The organism is Streptomyces sp. NPDC041205, assembly GCF_055591765.1.
Genome location: NZ_JBVIZH010000003.1, coordinates 991,604 through 1,012,320, shown reverse-complemented (window position 1 = coordinate 1,012,320; position 20,717 = coordinate 991,604). Strand labels below are relative to the sequence as shown.

Here is a 20,717-nt window from a genome sequence, read left to right as displayed (position 1 = left end):
CGGGCGACGGCGCCGGAGCACACGCGGAGGGGGACGGGCCGGTCCGGGAGGCGCCGACTGCCCCTACATGTACCTCGACATGCACCGAACGAGCGGTTTGCGGAAGGGGCTCTTCCAGGGGCGTCACGGACGGTGGACTCTCGCCGGGAAGGCTGCCCGTCCGCCTCTTCTCGCGGAGCGGCAGCGTGGAAGGCCTCACTGGGAAAGCGCTGAGGCCCGACCCCCGAGGAGCGACATCACCCATGGCCGCACACAGGAGGACCCTCCGGAGCCTACTCGCCGCCTGCGCCGCGGTGGCGCTGGCGACCGCCCTGCCCACCAGCGCCCAGGCCGCCACCGGCAAGTTCCATTACACCGGCACGGACGGATCCAACAATCTGCTGATCAACCCCACCGACGGCCTCTGCATCGACCTCACCAGGACCTCACTCGGCGTCGACAACCAGACCGGCACCAAGGCCACGGTGTACGCGGGCTCCGGCGCGTTCCGCTGCCAGGGCGCCAAGGAGGTCGTACCGGCGGGGACAGGGGTGACCTGGGGGACCTTCCGGGCCAACACGGTGTGGTTCGGGACCGGGGCGCCATAGACGCCCGCCTTCACACCGAAGTGCCGCTGCGCGCGGAGGCGTTGACGGCGCCAGGTGCCGCGCCGGGCCCCCGGGGTCGAGGCGGAGGCGAGGTGAACCGTGCTCCGGACGTGACGGGGCAGGGTCAGGGGACCCCGCCGGGACTTCGGGGGGTGCGGGGCACTCCGATGTCGTCCAGGAAGTCGGTGTAGGCGCACAGCCGGGCGGTGTAGTCGCGGATCAGGGCGACGCACTCGTCCAGGTCCCGCACCGCCACCTCGGGCAGTTCCCGCAGCAGCTCCCAGGGCGCGTCGCCGTCGCCGGGGCGCAGCGCGTCGACGCCCGCCTCCCCCGCCACGACGAACATCTCGTCGCGCAGGTCCACCGACACCGCCACGCGGGCCTCGCGGCGGTCACCGCGCCGCGCCGCGCCCACCAGGTCGAACGAGACGCCGACGGAGACGTGGGCACGGACCGCGGGCGGCAGGACCCCGCCGTAGCGCGGTGTGACGGCGTCCTGGTGGGCGAGGAACTGGTCGTATCCGTAGGACTGGAAGTCGCGCACCGCCTCGTTGAGCGCTGCCAGCAGTAGGGCCGCCCCCGCGGCCGCGGCATCCATGGCCACAGCATAGGACGGGCCTTCCCTGTTCCCTGCGGTCCGGCCGGATTCCCCGCGGTCCGTCCGGCGAGCGGCGTCTCTTACAGGGCTATCCATTCGCGAGAGGTGGTGACTTCGTCGAGCACGTCGGGCAGCGGTACGACACCGAGGCCGGGGCCGGTGGGGACGTCGAGGTGGCCGTCGGCGAGGACGAAGGGCTGCGTGATGTCGGTGGCGAAGTAGCGGTGGGAGCCGGAGGTGTCGCCGGGGAGGGTGAAGCCGGGCAGGGCGGCGAGGGCGACGTTGGCGGCGCGGCCGATGCCGGTCTCCAGCATGCCGCCGCACCAGACGGGGATGCCGTGGGCGCTCGCGATGTCGTGGATGCGGCGGGCTTCGAGATAGCCGCCGACCCGGGCGGGCTTGATGTTGATGACGGAGCAGGCGCCGAGCGAGATGGCCGCGGCCGCGTGTGCGGCGGACTCGATGGACTCGTCCAGGCAGACCGGGGTGCGGAGCTGCTCGGCGAGTGCGGCGTGCTGCACCATGTCGTCGTTGGCCAGGGGCTGTTCGATGAGGAGCAGGCCGAAGTCGTCGAGCGCGGTGAGGTGCTGGGCGTCCGCCAGGGTGTAGGCGGCGTTCGCGTCGACCTGCAGGAGCAGCTCGTCGCCGAAGCGCTCGCGCACGGCACGTACGGGCTCGACGTCCCAGCCGGGTTCGATCTTCAGCTTGATCCGGACGTAGCCCTCGGCGATGTAGGCCTCGACGGCGTCGAGGAGTTCGGGGACGGAGTCCATGATGCCGACGGAGACCCCGCACGGAACCCGGTCCCTGGCAGCACCCAGGTAGGAGCCGAACGACTCGTCGGTGCCCCGGAGTCGGGCGTCCAGCAGGGCCGTCTCCAGTGCGGACTTCGCCATCCGGTGCCCGGTGAAGGGGGCCAGGATCCGTCCCACCGCCTGCACGTCCACGCCGTCCTTCGGCAGGGCGGGGATCAGGAACTCCCGCAGGACGTGCTGGGCGCCGTCGACGTACTCGGAGCAGTAGCGCGGCTCGGACATGGCCGCGCACTCGGCCCAGCCCTCGCCGTCGGCGGTGACGACACGGACCAGCAGCACGTCGCGGCTGGTCTCCACACCGAAGGAGGTACGGAACGGAGCGACGAGGGGCATCGCGATCCGGCGCAGCTCGACACCGGAGATCTTTGTCTTCATGGCTGGTGGCTCCCTTTCAGGCGGGGTCAGGATCTGTCGGGCGGGGTCAGTGATCAGGAACGGGGTGGGGTGCGCCGGACCACGTAGCGGCGGCGTTCGTGGAAGCCGACGACGTGGGCGCCCTCGGCGAGGAGGCCGCCCAGGGTGTGCCGTACGGCGAGGCGCCAGGCACGGGCGGCGCCGGGATCCGTGTGGCGCAGGGCCTCGATGTCGTCCGGGAGGTCGATGAGGACGGTGTCGGCGTCGGTCGGGCCGGTCTCCGGGCGGCCTTCGTGGTCGCGCAGAGCGTGGGTGGCGCCGACGGGCAACTCGATCGGGTCCGGCGGGGCGGGTGCGGTGAGGTCCCAGGCGGCGAGGACGCGGTCGGACTCGTCGCCGCCGTTGATGGCGTCGTCCATCGCGCCGTAGAAGGAGGTCAGGTACTCCTCCGGGCGGGCGCCGAGTTTGACTAGGTTGAAGTAGGCGTTGCGGCGGATGAGCGGGTCGTAGGTCCAGGTGATGCGCGTCAGTCGGCGGGCGAGGGCCCACTGCCGCTGGTGCGTCTTGAGGGCGAGGCCCACTCCGCGGCCCATGACGGCGCCGGTGATGTGCGAGTGCAGGCTGGTGCCTATGGGTGCGCCGAAGAAGGCGACGGACGCCCCGACGAGACGGCCGCCCTCGTACGCCCCGGCCACGTAGTTGCCCGCGTGGGAGAGGGCCCGCATGGCCTCGGCCGAGAGGGGTGAGTGGCCGGGTTCGCTGCCCCAGATGTCGGCGTAGAGGAGGCTGACCGCTTCGAAGTCGTCCATGGCGTGGAGTTCCCGGATGGCCGGTCCGTTCACGCCGGTCGGCTCGTTCAGGAGCGTCGACGCGCTCGGGAGGGGCGAGGCGTTCGCGAGGGCCGAGGTGTCCGGGACGCGCGATCCGGTCATCGCACCGCTCCGACGAGGTGCGCCAGGAGCCGCGCGCGGTCCGGCATGGTGGCGGTGAGCACGTGTTCGTGGTCGGCGTGCGCGCCGTCGCCGACCGCGCCGAGGCCGTCGAGTGTGGGGCACCCGGCCCCGGCGGTGTAGTTGCCGTCGGAGGCCCCGCCGACCGCGGTCTGTGACAGCGGGCCGAGGCCGAGCCAGACGGCTTCCTCTGCGGCCAGGGCGAACAGTTTCCGGGAGGCTTCGGCGGCCAGGGGCGGCCGGTTGGGGCCGCCGTCGATCTGAAGGCGGGCGGCCGGGTTTCGGGGCTCCAGGTTCTTGATGAGCCGGTCGACCGCTTCCTGCGCCGCCGCGTCGGGTACGCGGACGTCCACGCTCAACTCGGCCCGCGCGGGCACGGTGTTGCTCGCGCTTCCGGCCCGCATCACCGTGGGCGTCACGGTCGTGCCGGGGCCGGTGGATGCGGTGACGGTGTCGGCGATGCTCCGCAGGGTGAGGAGTTGATGGGCGAGTTCGGTGGCCGCGTTGACTCCCTTCTCCGGTTCGAGGCCGGAGTGGGCGGCGCGGCCGTGGACGGTGATGTCGTAGAGGGACACGCCCTTGCGGCTGGTCTTCAGCGCGCCGCCGGGTGCCGAGGCCTCCAGGACGAAGGTGGCCGTGCACTGGCGTGCGATGTCCTCGATGAGCCGCCGGGAGGTGGCCGAGCCGGTCTCCTCGTCCCCGGTGACGAGGACGCAGAGGCCGTCGAGGGAGGGCAGCGAGGCGAGGGCGTGGAACATCTGGACCAGTCCGGCCTTCATGTCGAAGACCCCGGGGCCGCGGGCGACGCCCTGCTCCACCGACCAGGGGTGGGTGACGAGGGAGCCGATGGGCCAGACCGTGTCGTGATGGCCGAGGAGCAGGATGCGCGGTGTGCCGAAGGTCCAGCGCACGTGGGTGACGCCGTCGGTGACGAGGGTGCGGGGTGAGGCGCCGAGCAGTCTGCGGCCCTGGGCCGCGACCACCTGGGCGCTGCGGGCGACGGCGGCGTGGTCGGCCGAGTAGGACTCGCAGGTGACGAGTTCTTCGAGGTCGGCGAGCATGGCGTCGAGGCTCGGCGCCGGGCCCGCCCGGCGGTGAGGCTGCCGGGCCACCCGCACGTCCGGCTGCTGGATCGCCCGTCGACCCGGCTGTGGCTCCGGCTGCGCGGAATGGCTTTCGTCGTCGTGCGGCACGGGTGAGTCCTCCAAGGTGGGTTGGCCACCACGCTGACCATGCGGCGGGAGCCGCGTACGTGGTGAGGTGACGACCTGATGCGGCGTCAGACCAGGTGCTTGTTCAGGCCAAGCACTCGTTGAGTGCGGGCGCTCGTTCAGCCCATGTGCTTGTGCATGAGCCGTCGCGTGTTCCCGCCCAGGATCTTGAGGATGTCCTCCTCGGGCAGGCCCCGGCGGACCATCGCCTCGGTGACCCGGGGCAGGTCGGCCGGGCCTTCCAGGCCGGGGAAGCGGAAGAGGGGGTCCTCGTCGTCGACGTTCTCGCAGCAGGGCGGGGTGAGATCCGCGATGATCTCGTCGAGGAAGTCCGCCCCGAGGCCGACGTGGTCGACCCCGGCCACCGAGACGACGTGCTCGATGTGGTCGACGACCCGGTCGACGCTCACCTTCGCCTCGTCGTCGGTGAGGAAGTCGGCCACGAAGTTCACGCACACCAGGCCGCCGGTGTCGGCCACGCCACGGATCTGCTCGTCCGTGAGGTTGCGGTGGTGGTCCCGTAGCGCACGGGCGCAGGAGTGGGTGGCGATCAGCGGGCGGGTGGCCAGCTCAAGGACATGGGCGACACCGCTGTCTCCCAGGTGGGAGATGTCGAAGAGCATGCCCAGGCGTTCCATTTCCCGCAGCGCCTCGACACCTGGGGCGGTCAGGCGGCTGCCGGTGGCGTTCTCCCGGCTGCCGTCGGCGAGCGGCGTACGTCCCCAGTGGGCGATCGAGGCGATGCGTACGCCGAGCCGGTACAGGGTGGAGAACAGTTCGACGGAGGCGTCGACACCCGGCGCGCTCTCCAACGCGAGGACGAGGGCGATCTTGTCCTCGGCGAGGGCCCTGTCGATGTCGGCGCCGTTGAGGCACAGGGCGACGTGGTCGGCGTTGGCCTCGGCGATGACGTGGCCGCACTCGATCATGCGGAGGGTCTGCCGCAGCGCTCCTTCGGGCCGGTACTGCTCGTCGATGAACACCGGCAGGACCTGGATGCCGACGCCGCCCTCGCGCAGCTGCGGCAGCCACCGTTCCCGGAAGAAGCCGCCCCAGCGCTTGGGCGGGCGAGCGGAGACCGCCATGAGGAGGTCGTTGTGGGCATCGGCGACGACGGCGCGGCGATGGAGGCCGAGGGACACGACGGAACCTTTCGCGTGGCGGGGAGCAGGGGTGGCCCGGCGGCACGCCGCCGAAGGGCGGCGCGACAGGGACAGGGGGCGGGCTGGGGCGGGCGGACCGAACAGGGCCCGGGTGTGGGCGAGGTCCACGTGCGGGACCGGCTCCGGGTGCGGGACCGGTCCGGAACGATGCGGGCGTACGCGACACAACGTACGCACGACGAACCCCCGGGATCTTGGTCCAACGGGACAAATCAGTGGGCCGATGCTTGGACACGCGGACAAACCCGGGGCGTGACGCGGTCTTTAGAGTGGCGAACCACTACCCCCCTGCACCTCACGTGGCCTGACCCGTCACACCGCACGTACGCAGAAGGAGACACCCATGCGACGCAGGACAAGCGCTCCCGTGACCTTGGCCTTCACCGCTTCTCTGTTGACGGCTCCCGCCGTGTCGGCCGCGTCCGCCGAGCCCGTCGGGTCACCGCGGTGTGACGCCAAGCCCATCCAGACGGCACTGAAGGCGCTGGGCGGTGTCGGCGCCTCGGGGATCAGCGTGACGGTGAAGAGTCCGCGCTGCGGCGTGCGGAAGAGCGGTGTCGGCCTCGCCGACCTCAGGACGGGCCGCAAGGCCGTCGGCAACGAGCACAGCCGTATCGCCAGCAACACCAAGACGTGGACGGCCACGGTCGTGCTGCAGCTCGTCGGCGAAGGCAGGATCAAGCTCGACGACACCGTCGACGACTACCTGCCCGGCCTGATCCGCACCAACGTCTACGACGGCCGCAAGATCACGATCCGGCAGTTGCTGCAGCACACCAGTGGCCTGCCCGACTACCTGGAAGCGCCGTTCTGGGAGAACGACGAGGAGCACCGCTGGGATCACATCGAGCCCCTCCTGACGGTCAAGCAGGCGCTGGAGCTGCCGCCGCCCGACGACAGGACCCCGGACGGCTTCTCCTACTCCAACACCAACTACAACCTGGCCGGACTGATCGTCACCAAGGTCACGGGGCGGAGCATCGGCACCGAGATCAAGCAGCGGATCATCAAGCGCCTCGGGCTGCGCGAGACCTACTGGCCCGGTGACCGCGTCACGATCCGCAAGCCGGACCTGCGCGGCTACGTGGAGCGCAACGGCACCCTGGTGGACAAGACGGAGTGGAACACCTCCGCGGCCGACGCGTCGGGGGCGCTGGTCTCCTCCGGCGTGGACGTGACGGCGTTCTGGACGGCGCTGATGTCCGGGAAGCTCCTCGCCCCGGCGCAGTTGGCCGAGATGAAGCGGACCATTCCGGATGACTCCGCGAGGTCGCGCTACGGCCTGGGTGTCGAGCGCTACGAGCCCCGTCCCGGCCTCGTCGCCTGGGGACACAGCGGCTACATGGAGACCGGCCACAAGCTCAGGAACGCCGTCACGGACGACGGCAAGCGGGCCGTGACGCTGCTGATCGGCTCGGAGTCGTTCAACGAGGAGAAGGTGGACGCCGTCGTCAACCGCCTCATCCGCGATCTGCGCTGACCGGCGCGTGCCGCGCCCCCGGGGGTTCGCCCTCCGGGGTTCGGCGCCCTGGGGTCGCGGCACCGGTGCACATCATGGGGGTGCGCCGGTGCCGCGCCTCACTCCGGCGCGTCGGTGAACCCGGCTCCGGCGGTGCCGCCGAGCCCCGCCAGCGTCCTCAACTGCAGCCAGAGGACGAGCCGTTCGTCGGGGTTCTCCAGGTCGACGCCGAGCTGCCGTCCGGCCTGCTTGAGGCGGTAGCGGCAGGTGTTGGGGTGGACGGAGAGCGCCTTGGCCGCGCTCGCCACGTCACACCCGGCGTCGAACCAGGCCACCAGGGTGCGCGCGTAGTCGGTGCCGTGCTCGGCGTCCGCCGCGAGCACCCGCTGCCAGGAGCCCTCCTTCAACTCCCGCCGCTCGCGCATCACTTCGGAGAGCCGCAGCAGCGTCACCCGGGGGCGCACTTCGTCGACCGTCGCCACCGGCAGCGCGTCGTCAAGGAGCCGCAGGACGAGGTCCGCGTCCGCGCGCGAGCCCGCCACCCCGCCGAGGTCCGGCACCACCGCGCCGAGCGCCGCCCGCACCGGCACCCGCAGCGACCGCCCGGCCCGACGCACGATGTCCTCCGCCAGCCGCCGGTGCCGCCGGTCACCCGCCACCCGTTCCTGCGGTACGTGCGCCACGCCCGGCTCCCCCGCCGCGGGCAGCAGCGCGTACACCACCCCGTCCAGAAGCACACACGCGTGCCGCCCGTAGCGCGCCTCGCACTGCAGGCGTACGACGTCGAGCAGCCGCGCCGACGTCCGCTCGGCGTCCGGCACGCTCGCCGCCGCGTCCAGGACGAACGCGGCCACGCGCACCACGTCGAGGCCCAGGCGGTGCGCGGCCGTCGAGGCGTCCGCCGTACCGTCGAGGAGCCTGCGCAGCAGGTCGGTGTTCTGATGGCGTACCAGTTCCTGGGCCGCGCGGGTGCGCAGCAGGAGCAGCGCCGCCGTGGACGCGCCCTGGGCCAGGGTCTGCTCGGCGTCCGGGGCGAGCGTGCCGTCGTCGACCACCCAGACCGAGCCGAGCGCCTCGCCGCCCGCCCGCACCACGGTGGCGAGCCTCGACAGGCCGCCCTCCTCGAGCGGGGGCAGCCGCACCGGCTTGTCGGCGGCGAACACCAGCCTGACCTGTTCCGCGTTGTCGAGGCTGCCCGGTACCTGAAGGCCCAGGATGCCCTGGCGGCGGTCCTCGTCGACGGGCTGGCCGGGCACGGTGGAGTAGGCCAGGATGCGCCCGCGCGGATCCTCCACCGACGTCGCCCCGCCGGTCGCCGCCGCGATCGCGTCGGCCAGCGCGAACAGGTCCCCCACGCCGCCGCCGTGGGTGGACCGGCCGTCGATCGCCGAGGCCAGCATCAGGTGCACGTGGTGCCAGGCCGTCTCGTCGTCGACCGTCAGCAGCGCGAGCCCGCACGCCTCGGCCGCACCGACCGGCCCGTCCGCGCCCCGCACCACGACACCGGTCATCCCGGCGTCCGCCGCGGCCCGCACCAGCGGTTCGGCCGCGGCCGCGGGCACGCCGACCGCGAGCAGCAGGGCTCCGGGCGCGTGCGGCAGCGGAACGTGCGCGTCGTACAGCAGCACCTCGGTGACCGGGGTGGCGGGTCCGGCGGGCGCGGTGCGCAGCCGCAGCGACGAACCGCCGACGACGTCCACCAGGTCGCCGAGGGTGCAGGCGTCCATGGGTGCTCCTCATCGCGTCGGCCTCGGATCGGCACGGACCGCCGTCCTGGCAGCCCAGAGTGCTCCCCCGAGGCATCCGACCGTTTGGCGGATCCCCACGGAAACCTAGGCTTCTGCTGTCCGGATTGACAACCCCGGTCGCCTGGGCTGGCGTCGCCCCTTCCTCGTCGACGTTCCACGCATGGTGGCGGCCCGGCACCCTGGGGGTGCCGGGCCGTCCGTCGTGTCGGGCTTCCGCTCAGCGGACGTCGACGTCAGCGGATGGTGATGTCAGTGGATGTTGGCCTCAGCGGATGTTGACGTCGATGCACGCGTAGAAGGCGTTGGCCGTGTCGCCGATGTTCCATACCGCGAGGACCTTGTGCCTGCCGGTGGCGTTGCCGAGGTTGACCTGGTGCGAGACGGTCGCGGGGGGCTGCTGGTTGCCGCCGTCGATGGTGGCGACCTTGGTGCCGTCGACGAAGTACTCGTAGTTCGCGGTGCGGTGCCGGGCGGTGAACGTCCAGGTGAACGTCTGCGTCCTGCTGACGTCGCTGACCCGCCAGCCCTTGCTGTCGTTGTCGAGCTCCGCGAACCTCGCGTTGCCGCCGCTGCAGCTGCGCAGGCCCTTGGGGCCCTCGACGCTCTGCGGTTCCCACTTGATCTCGCCGCACGACACCGCGCCCTGGGCGCACTGCGCCTGACGGCTCGCGGGTGCGTTGACGTATCCGTGCGCGCTGGCCGAGCCGGTCGGCAGGGTGAGAGCGAGGACCGGTGCCAGACCGGCTCCGATCATGGCGGCTACCTTGCGCTTCTTGTCCATGCGTACTCCTTCACGGCATTGCTTCATGGGGGGGGGTGACGTGAAGTGCTCTGGTGTGGGGGGTGGGGGTGCGGCAGGCCGTTGTGGACAGTGAGGCCTGATGTTCACGGCTGCCGATTAGTCTGGACCATAGACTTTGGCAGGTCACGGTCAAGGGCGATTTCGGGCCAGGTCCGCGACCGCCCACGGCCGTCGGTGCCGGTCGGACGCCAGGCGGATGCCGGCTTCACTGCGGCCGCGCCCTGGTCCGCTCCCACCCGTGGGGCCCCGCGAGCCAGGCGCTGGCCGACGAGATGCCCTCGGCCGGTGAACTCGTCACCTCGCAGCTGGGCCGGGACGTCGACCCCAAGGTCGTCGACGAGGGCCTCGAAGACGCGTATCACACGCTCCACTGACGCCACGTCAGCCACTTCACCGCCCCCCCCCCCGCGGACCCGTCCGCCCCACCGGCCCGCCTTCCTGCACCGCCCCTCAGTCCCACCGACCCGCCCCGAGGTGAATCAGCGATGCAGGCGCAGCACACCGTCATCGATCGCGTCGACCAGGCGGCCGAGGACGTCGTCTCGCTCGTCCTGCGCGCCGCCACCGGCTCCCTGGCACCCTGGGAACCGGGCACGCACATCGACTTGACGCTGCCGAACCGACTGACCCGCTCGTACTCGCCGTGCGGGGACCCCGCCGACCAGGAGCGCTATCGCGTCGCGGTGCGCCACGGCCCGCTGAGCCGGGGCGGCTCGGAGTACATCCGCCACCACTTCCGCCCGGGCCGCACCCTCGAAGTGTCGCCGCCCCGCAACCACTTCCCGCTGCTGCCCACGCCGCGCCACCTCTTCCCCGCCGGCGGGATCGGCGTCACCCCTCTGCCGCCGATGCTGTCCGCGGCCGTCGCGGCGGACATCCCGGCCTCCTTCGTCCACGCGGGCCGGTCGACGTCGACCACGCCCTTCGCCGAGGGGCTGCCGCTCGCCGTACGGCGACGGGGTGCGGCTCGTGGCCACCAGCGAGGACAGCCGACCGGACCTCGGGGCCCTGGCCGCCGCTCTCGCGCCCGACGCCTTGGTCTACTGCTGCGGCCCCGCCTCAGGCTGCCGCGAGGGCGTCTGCGGCAGTTGCGAGGTCACCGTGCTCTCCGGCAGCCCCGAACACCGCGACGACATCGGCGCCCCCGCCGGTCGCATGTACGCGTGCGTGTCGTGCCCGCTCACGCCGGAACTGCACCTGGACCTCTGAGGCCCCCTTCCCGGCACCACGACGCTGGGGTTCGAGACGGTGGTCTCAAGTCCGAGCAAAGCGTTCATGCATCTGAACGTGCGGAACCCGGTCGAGTTCGACTACTGGTCCACGGCGGCCCGTGATTCCACGACAGCGGGGGCCACCACCCCGTGGCGCGGCTCCTTACCCGTTCAGGACGGGCGCGAACGGGTACCCCGAAGGGCGGACGGGTCATCTCCGCAGTCGCCGACCTGCGGAAGTCTCCACCAGTTCACCGATATGGACACCACCGGTACCCGCAGTACCGTACGGTTTCTCGTACACGGTACGACGAGTGGCTGCCGATGAACCGCGCGTCCGTGGCAGTCTCTAGCCAGTCGGCTGGCTTTTGTTGAACGGCCAGGAAGGAACGACTCAATCCGATCGCGGATTGTCCAACGGGGTGTCGAGGAAGCATAGGTTCCGGTCTCGGAACGCCAACGGGGTGTTGTCTCACGATTGATTAAGTGATGTTGCATGGCTCCGAGTCCCGGCCTGACCAGCCCGCGGGAGTCAGTCGCGGGCCGGCTCTTGGGCCGCACACGGCAGCAGAGCCCTCCTCTCCTTCGTCCGCCGCCCCAGGGGCGGCGCCCGGAGCGTGGCCGCCGCCGCAACTCGGAGCACCGCAGACCCGACCAGCATCCGCTGCACTCACTGTGTGAGGAGTTCTCCATGCAAGCGTTAGGTGTCCTCGTCGTGGACCGGCATCCCGTCATCAGGTACGCCCTCTCATCCCTGCTGGACACCAGAGTGGCGTGGACCGCCGAAGCGGCGACGAGCGACGAGGCATGGCACGCAGTCAGGAACTCCTGCCCGGGTGTCGTCGTCCTCGAACTGGAGCTGGAGGGCACGACCAGCGGCGCCGACCTGTGCCAGCAGGTGAAGGCGATGGAGAACTCACCCCGGGTCGTGGTCTTCACCGGGGACACCTCACCCGGCGCCGTCGTCGCCGCGATCTCGGCCGGGGCCGACAGCTTCCTGCACAAGAGCGTGGGCAGCGCGGAGCTGGTGGACGCGGTGGTGCGCACCCACCTCGGCCAGCGCATGTGGATACTCGGCAAGAGCGAACGCGATCACATAGACGTGCGGAGCGTCACGTCCGACGGGCTGCCCGCCATCACCCGCAGGGAAGAAGAGGTCCTGAGCCTCGTGCTGCGGCGGTACACCAACGAGGAGATCGCCGGTGAACTCTCCCTGGCCCCGCAGACCATAAAGAATCAAGTCAGCAGCGCGCTGCGGAAACTGGGCGTCAGCGGACGCCGCGAGCTGTTCCGCAAGTACTCCTTCCAGGCGGGCGTGGCCACCGGAGCCAGAGGCTGACCGGGCGGACCGCCCCCGCAGATGTCATCCCGTACAGACGGCATCCCGTACAGACGGCACCAACTGCAGCGGTCATCCCCTCCCACTCGAACGCCCCTGGACGAAGTCGCGTGCCCCGGCACGCGCGCCGGGGGAATCGATGATGTCGGCCAGCAGCTCACGATGCGAGCGGTACTCGTCGGCCAGTTCCCCGTCGCGCGCCCGGGCCAGGACGGCCTTGCTCGCGAGGACGGCGTGGTCCGCGTGCGCGGCGATCCTCTCCCCCAGCTCACAGGCGGCCGCGACGGCCGTCCCCGCGGGCACGACGCGGTTGACCAGACCCAGCGCGAACGCACGCTGCGCGTCGATCGGTTCGCCGGTCAGAGCCATCTCCATCGCCACGACGGGAGCGATCGCGCGCGGCAGCCGCAGCAGACCGCCGGCCGCGGCCACGAGCCCCCGGCGGACCTCGGGCAGCGCGAACCTGGCGTCCGCCGACGCCACCACCATGTCGCAGGCGAGCACCATCTCGAAGCCACCGCCGACCGCCGCCCCCTCCACCGCGGCGATCAACGGCTTGGCCGGTGGACGCTCCGTGAGGCCTCCGAAGCCGCGACCCGGCAGGGAGGCGCGCTCACCGCGGGCGAAGGCCGCGAGGTCCATCCCGGCACAGAACGCCGGCGGGGTGCCCGTGAGCACGCCCACCCTCAGCTCCTCACGGTCGTCCAACTCCGCGAAGGCCGCGGCGATTCGCTCCGCCATGGCACGGGTCAGCGCGTTGCGCACACGGGGCCGGTTCAGTCGCACGACGAGGATCGGGCCGCACCGCTCGACCAGCACATCGGCAGCGTTCCCGGGAGCGGCGCCGCCGTCGGCGCGGTCCTCTCCGCGGCCGCCGTCCGCCTCGGCGGCGGGGCCCTGCCTGAGCTCTCCGGTCACACCTCTGCCCACCCTGATTCGGCGTGTTACGGGGGTTTGACCAGCAAGCGTAGTGCGGGCGTCGGCAGCCACCTACGCCCTGGAAGTACTCGTCCTGATGCCCGTTTGAGTACCCCCGATGACTGTACGGGCGCGCCCGCGCACACGTGCAATCCCTATGCGGGGAGGGGGGTCGTCCCCCTCATGCCGCCCGACGAGGGAGAGGTTTGCCATGGACGCGCTGACGGAAGCCCTGCAGGCCGATGCGCCGACCCGGGAGTGGAAGGGCCTCTCGCCGCCCTCCGCCTATCTGGCGGCACACCTGCGGGCCGAGGACATGGACCGGTTCGCCCCCGGCGAGGAACGCGACGTCCGCACCACCCTGCACGTCGACACCGTACCCATGCCCGAACTCGCCCCGGACGAAGTCCTCGTGGCGGTCATGGCCAGCTCCATCAACTACAACACCGTGTGGTCGGCGACGTTCGAGCCCGTACCCACGTTCTCCTTCCTCCAACGCCTCGGCCGCCAGGGCGGGTTCGCGAGCCGCCACGACCAGCCGTACCACGTCGTCGGATCCGACGCGGCGGGCGTGGTCGTGCGCGCGGGAGCGGGCGTACGCCGCTGGGCCGCGGGAGACCACGTGGTGGTGAGCTGCGTCCAGGTGGACGACCAGGAGCCGGCCACGCACGCCGACGGCATGATGGGCGCCGAGCAGCGCATCTGGGGCTATGAGACGAACTTCGGGGGCCTCGCCCACTACGCCGTGGTGCGCGCCAGCCAACTCCTTCCCAAGCCCACGCACTTGACGTGGGAGGAGGCCGCGTCCGTGCTGCTCACCGCGGCGACGTCGTACCGCATGCTGGTGAGCGACAAGGGTGCCCGGATCAAGCAGGGCGACATCGTGCTGATCTGGGGCGCGGCAGGCGGACTCGGCGGCTACGCCCTGCAGATGGTGAAGAACGCCGGGGGCATCGCCGTGGGCGTCGTCGGCTCCGAGCGCAAGGCCGAGGCGCTGCGGCGGCTCGGCTGCGACGTCGTCATCAACCGCGCCGGCCTGGGTCTCGACGCGGGCTCCGACCGCACGCCGGAGCAGACCATCGAACTGGGCAAGCGGCTCGGGCGGGTCATCAGGGACGCGCTCGGCGAGGACCCGCACGTCGTCTTCGACTACGTCGGCAAGGCGACGTTCGGGCTCTCCGTCTTCGTGGTCCGGCGCGGCGGCACCGTGGTCACCTGCGGCTCGAGCACCGGCTACGACCACCACTTCGACAACCGCTACCTGTGGATGAACCTCAAGCGCATCGTGGGCAGCCACGCCGCCAACCTTCAGGAGCAGTGGGAGTGCAACCGGCTCTTCCAGCTCGGCCGCCTCACCCCCGTCCTCTCCGACGTCTATCCGCTGGAGAAGGTCGGCGAGGCGGCCGCGCTGGTCCAGCGCAACGAGCACCTCGGCAAGGTCGGCGTGCTGTGCCTGGCGCCCGAGCCCGGTCTCGGCGTCACCGACCCCGAGCGGCGCCTTGCCCTGGACCCGGAGGGCAAGAACCCCTTCGCCGCGCGGCGGCCCGCGCGGGCCTGACGGACATGAGAGTGCGGGCCCGCGCGTCGCGCGGGCCCGCACTCTCATGTCTCGACGGTTACTGCTTGCGGTAGACGGACACCGCGTCCCTGCTGTCGTAGTGGAACGGCTCCTTGCGCCAGCCGCCCCAGCGGTCCTCGAGCTCCAGGCCGCCGAGACGGGCCATCAGGTCCTGCTCCGACGGCCAGACGAAGCGCATGGTCGCCGCGATGATCTTGTTGCCCTTCTCGCTCATGATGACGTCCGTGCGCTTGACCATCTGCGTCGTCGGGTCGACGTGGTTCATCTCGAACCAGGCGAGCCGAGGGTGCCCGGCGAGGCGGCCGGAGATGCGGAACGGCTCGGTCATGCCGTAGTCGTTCTGCCGCCCGCGCTGGTAGTACGTCATGTCCGGCACGATGTTCTGGACGACGAGCCGCCCGCCGGGCTTGAGCCGCTTGGCGCTGTTGGCGAGGCAGCGCGCCTGCTCGTCCTGGTCGGGCAGGACGAACAGCGTGGCCAGGGCGATGAAGACGACGTCGTACTCCTCTTCGACGTCGACGTCGGCGAAGTTGCCCTCGAACACCTCGATCTGGTCCCCGCCGGGCTTCTCCTTCAGCTTCTGCAGCATCTTCGGGGAGGCGTCGATGCCGGCCACCCGCACGCCGCGCTGCGCCAGCGGCAGGGCCACGCGGCCGGTGCCGATGCCCAGTTCAAGGGCCGTGCCGTCCTTGGCGAGCGCCGCGAGGAAGTCCGCGGCCTCCTCCGCGTCGTCCCGGCTGTCGTCAGGCGTCCAGGAGTCCCAGATGTCGGCGTAGCGGTCCCACTCCTCCGCCGCCTCTTCCTGCCACTGCTTGCTGGTCTTGCGACCGGTGTGCTGACTGGTCATCTCGTCACTCACCTCTCGTCACGTGGAGAAATCCCGTTGTCATGCCCTGGCCCCGGGTGTCATCCCATGGCCTTGGCGAAGCCGGACTCGGGCAGCCGGCCCGACTTCACATCGGTGAGCGCGCCGTCGAGCGCTCCGGCTATCTCCGCCACGTCGTCCTCGGTGATGACGAGCGGCGGCATGAGCATCAGGTTCGGCACCACGCGCAGGCTGGAGCTGAGCACGCCCCGGCTCTCCAGGGCCATGCGCAGCTTGTTCACCTTGCCGGGCGACCACGAAGGGCCGCCGGGCTCACCGAACTCCAGGCCGCAGAACAGGCCGAGGCAGCGGAAGCCGGTCAGTTCGGGGTGCTGGGCCTGGAGCTTGCCCAGGGCGGCGAGGAGGTCCGACTCGCGTCGGCGCACGTTCTCCAGGACGCCGTCCTCGGTGAGGGCCCCGATCACCGCGAGGGCCGCCGCAGCGGCCACCGCGTGGCCGTCGTTGGTCGAGCCGACGCTGAGCGCGGTGTCGCCCGTGGTGCGCTCGTGCAGTTGCTCGTAGAGGCGGTCGTGGATGGCGACGGCCGACATCGGCACGTACCCCGAGGTGATGCCCTTGCCCAGGGTGATGATGTCGGGGGTGACGTCGGGCAGTTGCCCGGCCCTGGTGAAGTCGCCGACGCGGCCCATGCCGGTGACGACCTCGTCGAAGATCAGGTGGATGTCGTGCTCCCGGCAGAACCGGCCGAGGGAGCCCAGGTACTCGGGGGAGAGAATGTGCCCGCCCTCACCGACGACGGGCTCCACGATCACCGCGGTCACCCGCTCGGGGCCGAATTCGCGGATCAGCCGCTCCATGTCGCTGACGCCCGGCGTCGCGCCCACGGAGAACGGTCCCGGGGCGTGGTGCACCTCGGGGAGCATGGGGCCGGTCTGGTGGTGCAGGTAGGGGACGCCGGTCACCATGCCGGCGCCGGGGCCCTGCCCGTGGAAGCCGTCCCACATGGCGAACACGGCCATGCGCTCGGGCTGTCCGGCCCGCAGCCGCAGGAAGCGGGAGAGCTGCAGGGCCATCTCCACCGCCTGGGCGCCGTTGCTGGCGAACCGGACGTGGTTGATGCCCTCGGGCAGATGGCCGACGAGGGCCTCGGCGCAGTCCACGGTGACCTGGGCGGGGCGGCCGTAGCCGTAGCTGTTGGCGAACGGCAGCTTGTCCACCTGCTGCTTGATGGCTTCCTTGACGCGCGTGTTGCCGTAGCCGAGCGTCACGTTCCACAGTCCGGAGCGGCCGTCCAGGTACCAACGTCCGCCGGAGTCGCGGACACGCACACCGTCGGACTCGGCGAGCAGGTCGTCGGGGGACAGCGCCTTGAGGTACGGGCGCGGCACGCCGCTGTTCCACAGGGCGTAGTCAGCGGGGTCGATCACGATAGGTCCCTTTCTCTGCTGGGGGTGCGCTCGCTGGCGGTGGTCGGGGGTTCGGGATGGGAGTGCGGGTGGGGGTGGGGTGCGGGTGATTCGGGGGTGTCGCCGGTGCGGGTGGGTTCAGAGGTGTCAGTGGTGCGGGTGGGGTCGGGGAGTGTCGGCGGCGCGGGTCGGCGCACGAGGTCAGCCCGGTCCGAGCCCGAGCAGCCGGGCCGCGTTGCCGTACAGCCAGCCGTCCGTGACCTCGTCGCCGAGGCCGAGGTCGGCCACCTGCCGGGCGAGCACGGCGACGGGGTCGGCGTTGACCCAGGTCGCCGAGCCGAACAGGACCCGGCCGCGCAGCGCGGTGCTGCCGTACAGGAGCAGTGGCTCCCAGCCCGATCCGGGGCGGGCCATCCACGGCGGCCGGTGGGAGGAGATGTCGAGGTAGACGTGGCGGTGGCGCTGGGCGACGGAGATCAGGGCGAGCACCCAGGGCCAGGCCGCGTGCCCCGCCACGATGGGCAGGTCGGGGTGGCGCAGGGCGATCCAGTCGACGTTGCGGGGGTGGCACAGCTCGGCGGCGTGCCGCGAGAAGTGGTGCCCGGTGTGCAGCCACAGCGGCATGCCGAGCTCCTGCGCCCTGGCGTAGACCGGGTCGTACGCCACGTCCCGCGGGTCGACGCCCTGCCAGAACGGCGTCACCGCGAAGCCGCGCATGCCGAGGCCGTGGCAGCGTTCCAGCTCCGCGACGGCTCGGGCGGGGTCGGTGAGGTCGATGCCCGCCCAGGCCTGCAGCCGGTCGGGGGCCTTGGCGGCGACGGCGGCGACGCGGCTGTTCACGTCGTCCCCGTCGGCGGTGGCGCCGCCGCAGCTCATCAGGACCTGGTGGACGACGCCGTTGTCGTCCATGGCCGCAAGGAGCGCCTCGGTGTCCACGCGCTCCGGTTGTGCCGCGACGAGCAGGTCGACGGCGCCGTCCTGGTCGCCCGCGTCCAGACGGGCCCGGAAGCGGGGATGGTCGGCGCCGAAGACCGCCGTGGCGTGGCGGCCGAAGGCGCGCAGGTACGACGGTGCCACCGCGCCGAGCCCGCGGAAGTACGTGCGCCAGCACTCCCGGTCCAGGGCCAGCGCGCACACGTCGATCACACGGTGCGCGGCGGCCGCCGGTTCAGCGGATGCGGTCACGGGTGACCTCGATCCCTGCGGCCACCCGGTCCCAGGTGTCGGGGGTGACGCCCTGCGCGCGCAGCGTCTCCTTGCGGACCTTGCCCGTCTCCGTCACCGGCAGCTCGGCAACGACCCGCACATAGCGCGGCACCATGAAGTGGGCCATGCGAGGCCGCAGATGGGCGAGGAACTGCTCCGGGTCGAAGCGGACGCCGGACCGCAGCACGAGGGCGGCGAGTATCTCGTCCTCGGCCTGGTCGCTGGGCACCGCCACGGCCGCGGCCAGGGCCACGGCGGGGTGGCTGAGCAGTTCGGCCTCCACCTCGGCGGAGGAGACGTTCTCGCCCCGGCGCCGGATGGCGTCCTTGATGCGGTCCACGAAGAAGAAGTCGCCGCCCGGTTCGCGCAGCACGGCGTCCCCGGTGTGGAACCAGCCGTGCCGCCACGCCGCCGCGGTGGCCTCCGGCATGCCGTGGTAGCCGTGGAACAGCGACCACGGCCGGTCGGCGCGCAGCACCAGCTCGCCCGCCTGACCGTCCGGTACGTCGATGCCGTGCTCGTCCACGACCCGGCACTGCACCCCGGGGCGCGGCCGCCCGCAGCTGCCGGTGCGCTGCGGGTTGAGCGCGGACACCAGCGGCGCCGACGTCTCGGACATGTTGAACCCGGTGTAGACGTCCACGCCGAAGCGGCGGCCGAAGTCGAGGGCCTGGCGCGTCAGCGGGATCACGCAGGCGGCCCGCAGCGGATGGTCGGTGTCGCCCGGGCGGGGCGGCAGGCCGAGCAGGAAGTCCACCATGGCGCCGAGCAGCGTGCACATGGTGACCTCGTACCGGCGGATCACCTCCCAGAACTCGCTCGTCCTGAAGCCCTCGGTGACGACGACCGAACCCCCGAACAGGAGCATGCAGTAGGCCACTTCGGTGCCGCCGCCGTGGCACAGCGGCAGGTTGAGCAGGTACCGGTCGTGCTCGGTGATGTCGTCGTCGAGGAGTGCCGTCACCGTCGAGTAGTGGTGGACGTAGGAGACGAGGACGCCCTTGGACGGCCCTGTGGTGCCGGAGGTGTAGATCACCGCCATGGTGTCCCAGGGGGCGACCGGCCGCTCGGGCGGCACGAAGTCCTCCGGCCGCCCGCGCAGCGCCGCCGGGCCGTGGACGCGCGGGGCGCCGGGCAGGGCGTCGGGCCATGGGTCGTCGGGGCCGCCGCCGAGGACGACGACCTCCTGGAGCCGGCCACCGCTCGTGTGCTGGAGCCGGTCGACGAGCAGCGTGTGCGCGACCAGGACGCGGGCACCGGAGTTGGCGAGCACGTGCCCGAGCAGGCTGCCCCGGTAGGCGGTGTTGACGGGGACGTGGACGGCGCCCAGCAGATTGACGCCGTACCAGACACGCAGCGCGTCCCGGCCGTTGGGCAGCCAGCACAGCACGGTGTCGCCCTGGCGCACGCCGAGGCGGTACAGAGCGGCGGCGGTGGCACGCGCGTCGTCGTAGGCCTGTCCGTACGTCCACGCGGTGCCGTCGCTGCCGTCGGCGCTGTCGTCGAAGACGGCGTACACGCGGTCGGGGTGGGCCTGGGCGCGGGCCGCGAGCAGCGCGCCCGTCACGCAGTGCGCGGCGTCGGGCACCCGGGGGTCCCCGGGCGGGAGGATCTCGACGAGGCGGTCGGGCGCCTGCTCGGCGGGCCCGGTCGCCGCGGCCGGGCCGGGGGCGGTCGTGGCGCCGGTCATTCAGGGATCCCGGGCACGTCGACCATGTGGCCGCCGGAGGCGTCGTAGTGGCGCAGCGTCCGCAGGTACTGCTCCCAGTTGACCAGGGTCTGCGCGTTCCTGCTGACGGGGCGCACGGGGATCAGCGGGCCGATGCTGACGGCGGGCGGGCGGGTGACGGCCCACAGCACGACGTCGGCGATGTCCGCGGGATCCAGCAGATCGCTGACCTCGACGCCCAGGGTCTCGGGGTCCTGCGCCAGGTCGGTGCGCACCCAGCCGGGCAGCACGGCGATGGCGCGCACCCCCACGTGCCGGTTCTCCAGGTCGATCTGGGCGGTGAGGGCGTTGAGGGCGCGCTTGGTGAGGGAGTACGGGGCCGACCAGTCGGCCTGCAGCAGGCTGCCCTCGGAGCTGATGTTGACGATCCAGCCGTGGCCGCGTTCGCGCATGCCGGGCAGCACGGCGCGGGCCAGCAGGAACGGCACGTCCAGGTTGAGGTGGAAGGCCTGCCGCCAGTGCCGGGGGTTGGTTTCGTGGATGGGCCCGGTGCGCGCGAGGGCGGCGTTGTTCACCATGATGTCGATGGGGCCGAGGGCCCGTTCGGCGGCGGCCACCGTGTCCTTGGGGGCGCCGTCGGCCGCCAGGTCGGCGACGAGGGTGACGGCGGGCACCTCGTGAGCCGCCACGTCCTGTTCCACGGCGGCGAGCTGTTCCTTGCGGCGGGCCACGAGCGCGACGGAGGCACCCGCCTGGGCGAGCGTGCGGGCGATGCTCGCCCCGATCCCGGAGGAGGCGCCCGCGACCAGCGCCACCTTGCCCTTCAGGGGCCTGTCGTCGGTCACCTGCGGTCTCCTTCCGGCACGGTGGGGTGGG

18 protein-coding genes are annotated in these 20,717 nt (G+C 71.9%); 5 read left to right on the top strand and 13 right to left on the bottom strand.

All coding sequences use genetic code 11. From position 1 onward, the window contains the following. Positions 1–242 precede the first annotated feature (242 nt). Positions 243–587 (top strand): hypothetical protein, encoded by a 345-nt coding sequence (locus ACZ6BG_RS18320; protein ID WP_469002303.1) that lies wholly within the window; start codon positions 243–245, stop codon positions 585–587. 124 nt (positions 588–711) lie between these two features. On the opposite strand, the gene ACZ6BG_RS18315 is transcribed toward ACZ6BG_RS18320, so the two are convergent. From ACZ6BG_RS18315 to ACZ6BG_RS18295, 5 genes are all read right to left on the bottom strand, one after another. Then, on the bottom strand, positions 712–1,185 hold the full coding sequence (locus ACZ6BG_RS18315) for a hypothetical protein (protein WP_469002301.1): 474 nt from the start codon (positions 1,183–1,185) through the stop codon (positions 712–714). Between the two features lie 80 nt (positions 1,186–1,265). Next, positions 1,266–2,375 carry an o-succinylbenzoate synthase gene (menC, locus tag ACZ6BG_RS18310; RefSeq protein WP_469002299.1) on the bottom strand — a complete coding sequence of 370 codons (1,110 nt, stop codon included), beginning with the start codon at positions 2,373–2,375 and terminating at the stop codon, positions 1,266–1,268. A gap of 53 nt (positions 2,376–2,428) precedes the next feature. Further along, positions 2,429–3,163 carry a GNAT family N-acetyltransferase gene (locus ACZ6BG_RS18305; protein WP_469002996.1) on the bottom strand — a complete coding sequence of 245 codons (735 nt, stop codon included), beginning with the start codon at positions 3,161–3,163 and terminating at the stop codon, positions 2,429–2,431. A 119-nt stretch (positions 3,164–3,282) separates the two neighbouring features. After that, a complete protein-coding gene (locus tag ACZ6BG_RS18300) occupies positions 3,283–4,365 on the bottom strand; it encodes a M20 family metallopeptidase (RefSeq protein ID WP_469002993.1) in 1,083 nt (360 codons plus the stop codon). Between the two features lie 269 nt (positions 4,366–4,634). Continuing rightward, positions 4,635–5,657: a dipeptidase gene (locus ACZ6BG_RS18295; RefSeq protein WP_469002295.1), complete on the bottom strand. Its 1,023-nt coding sequence runs from the start codon at positions 5,655–5,657 to the stop codon at positions 4,635–4,637. A gap of 364 nt (positions 5,658–6,021) precedes the next feature. Between ACZ6BG_RS18295 and ACZ6BG_RS18290 the strand changes: the two genes are divergently transcribed. Beyond that, a complete protein-coding gene (locus ACZ6BG_RS18290) occupies positions 6,022–7,158 on the top strand; it encodes a serine hydrolase domain-containing protein (RefSeq protein WP_469002292.1) in 1,137 nt (378 codons plus the stop codon). Positions 7,159–7,256: 98 nt separating this feature from the next. Here the strand turns inward: ACZ6BG_RS18290 and ACZ6BG_RS18285 are convergent, their stop codons facing one another. Beyond that, positions 7,257–8,864: a PucR family transcriptional regulator gene (locus ACZ6BG_RS18285; protein ID WP_469002290.1), complete on the bottom strand. Its 1,608-nt coding sequence runs from the start codon at positions 8,862–8,864 to the stop codon at positions 7,257–7,259. Between the two features lie 286 nt (positions 8,865–9,150). Next, on the bottom strand, positions 9,151–9,666 hold the full coding sequence (locus tag ACZ6BG_RS18280; RefSeq protein ID WP_469002288.1) for a lytic polysaccharide monooxygenase auxiliary activity family 9 protein: 516 nt from the start codon (positions 9,664–9,666) through the stop codon (positions 9,151–9,153). Positions 9,667–10,656: 990 nt separating this feature from the next. Between ACZ6BG_RS18280 and ACZ6BG_RS18275 the strand changes: the two genes are divergently transcribed. Further along, complete coding sequence (locus ACZ6BG_RS18275; protein WP_469002286.1) at positions 10,657–10,896, top strand: 2Fe-2S iron-sulfur cluster-binding protein; 240 nt, start codon at positions 10,657–10,659, stop codon at positions 10,894–10,896. Positions 10,897–11,589: 693 nt separating this feature from the next. Continuing rightward, positions 11,590–12,237 carry a response regulator transcription factor gene (locus tag ACZ6BG_RS18270; protein ID WP_469002282.1) on the top strand — a complete coding sequence of 216 codons (648 nt, stop codon included), beginning with the start codon at positions 11,590–11,592 and terminating at the stop codon, positions 12,235–12,237. Positions 12,238–12,309: 72 nt separating this feature from the next. Here the strand turns inward: ACZ6BG_RS18270 and ACZ6BG_RS18265 are convergent, their stop codons facing one another. After that, positions 12,310–13,155, bottom strand: a complete 846-nt coding sequence (locus tag ACZ6BG_RS18265) for a crotonase/enoyl-CoA hydratase family protein (RefSeq protein ID WP_469002279.1) — start codon at positions 13,153–13,155, stop codon at positions 12,310–12,312. 211 nt (positions 13,156–13,366) lie between these two features. On the opposite strand from ACZ6BG_RS18265, the gene ccrA reads away from it, so the two are divergent. Beyond that, entirely contained in the window at positions 13,367–14,713 is a 1,347-nt protein-coding gene (gene ccrA, locus ACZ6BG_RS18260) for a crotonyl-CoA carboxylase/reductase (RefSeq protein ID WP_469002277.1), read from the top strand. Positions 14,714–14,771: 58 nt separating this feature from the next. Here the strand turns inward: ccrA and ACZ6BG_RS18255 are convergent, their stop codons facing one another. From ACZ6BG_RS18255 to ACZ6BG_RS18235, 5 genes are all read right to left on the bottom strand, one after another. Beyond that, positions 14,772–15,581, bottom strand: a complete 810-nt coding sequence (locus tag ACZ6BG_RS18255) for a class I SAM-dependent DNA methyltransferase (RefSeq protein WP_469002275.1) — start codon at positions 15,579–15,581, stop codon at positions 14,772–14,774. A 59-nt stretch (positions 15,582–15,640) separates the two neighbouring features. Continuing rightward, the gene (locus ACZ6BG_RS18250) at positions 15,641–16,987 is read right to left on the bottom strand and encodes an aminotransferase family protein (protein ID WP_469002273.1); all 1,347 of its coding nucleotides are present in this window, start codon (positions 16,985–16,987) and stop codon (positions 15,641–15,643) included. A 180-nt stretch (positions 16,988–17,167) separates the two neighbouring features. Then, positions 17,168–18,151 carry an amidohydrolase family protein gene (locus tag ACZ6BG_RS18245; RefSeq protein WP_469002271.1) on the bottom strand — a complete coding sequence of 328 codons (984 nt, stop codon included), beginning with the start codon at positions 18,149–18,151 and terminating at the stop codon, positions 17,168–17,170. Beyond that, positions 18,135–19,862: an AMP-binding protein gene (locus tag ACZ6BG_RS18240; protein ID WP_469002268.1), complete on the bottom strand. Its 1,728-nt coding sequence runs from the start codon at positions 19,860–19,862 to the stop codon at positions 18,135–18,137. The genes ACZ6BG_RS18245 and ACZ6BG_RS18240 overlap by 17 nt, the downstream gene beginning before the upstream one ends. After that, complete coding sequence (locus ACZ6BG_RS18235; RefSeq protein WP_469002266.1) at positions 19,859–20,686, bottom strand: SDR family oxidoreductase; 828 nt, start codon at positions 20,684–20,686, stop codon at positions 19,859–19,861. Before ACZ6BG_RS18235 ends, ACZ6BG_RS18240 begins: the two co-directional genes overlap by 4 nt. Positions 20,687–20,717 lie beyond the last annotated feature (31 nt).

Bases quoted from the DNA above. Each gene is read 5' to 3' on its own strand.
- ACZ6BG_RS18290 (WP_469002292.1), top strand. From the start codon at position 6,022: ATGCGACGCAGGACAAGCGCTCCCGTGACCTTGGCCTTCACCGCTTCT.
- ACZ6BG_RS18285 (WP_469002290.1), bottom strand. From the start codon at position 8,864: ATGGACGCCTGCACCCTCGGCGACCTGGTGGACGTCGTCGGCGGTTCG.
- ACZ6BG_RS18300 (WP_469002993.1), bottom strand. From the start codon at position 4,365: ATGCTCGCCGACCTCGAAGAACTCGTCACCTGCGAGTCCTACTCGGCC.
- ccrA (WP_469002277.1), top strand. From the start codon at position 13,367: ATGGACGCGCTGACGGAAGCCCTGCAGGCCGATGCGCCGACCCGGGAG.
- ACZ6BG_RS18315 (WP_469002301.1), bottom strand. From the start codon at position 1,185: ATGGATGCCGCGGCCGCGGGGGCGGCCCTACTGCTGGCAGCGCTCAAC.
- ACZ6BG_RS18305 (WP_469002996.1), bottom strand. From the start codon at position 3,163: ATGGACGACTTCGAAGCGGTCAGCCTCCTCTACGCCGACATCTGGGGC.
- ACZ6BG_RS18270 (WP_469002282.1), top strand. From the start codon at position 11,590: ATGCAAGCGTTAGGTGTCCTCGTCGTGGACCGGCATCCCGTCATCAGG.
- ACZ6BG_RS18280 (WP_469002288.1), bottom strand. From the start codon at position 9,666: ATGGACAAGAAGCGCAAGGTAGCCGCCATGATCGGAGCCGGTCTGGCA.
- ACZ6BG_RS18320 (WP_469002303.1), top strand. From the start codon at position 243: ATGGCCGCACACAGGAGGACCCTCCGGAGCCTACTCGCCGCCTGCGCC.
- ACZ6BG_RS18255 (WP_469002275.1), bottom strand. From the start codon at position 15,581: ATGACCAGTCAGCACACCGGTCGCAAGACCAGCAAGCAGTGGCAGGAA.
- menC (WP_469002299.1), bottom strand. From the start codon at position 2,375: ATGAAGACAAAGATCTCCGGTGTCGAGCTGCGCCGGATCGCGATGCCC.
- ACZ6BG_RS18240 (WP_469002268.1), bottom strand. From the start codon at position 19,862: ATGACCGGCGCCACGACCGCCCCCGGCCCGGCCGCGGCGACCGGGCCC.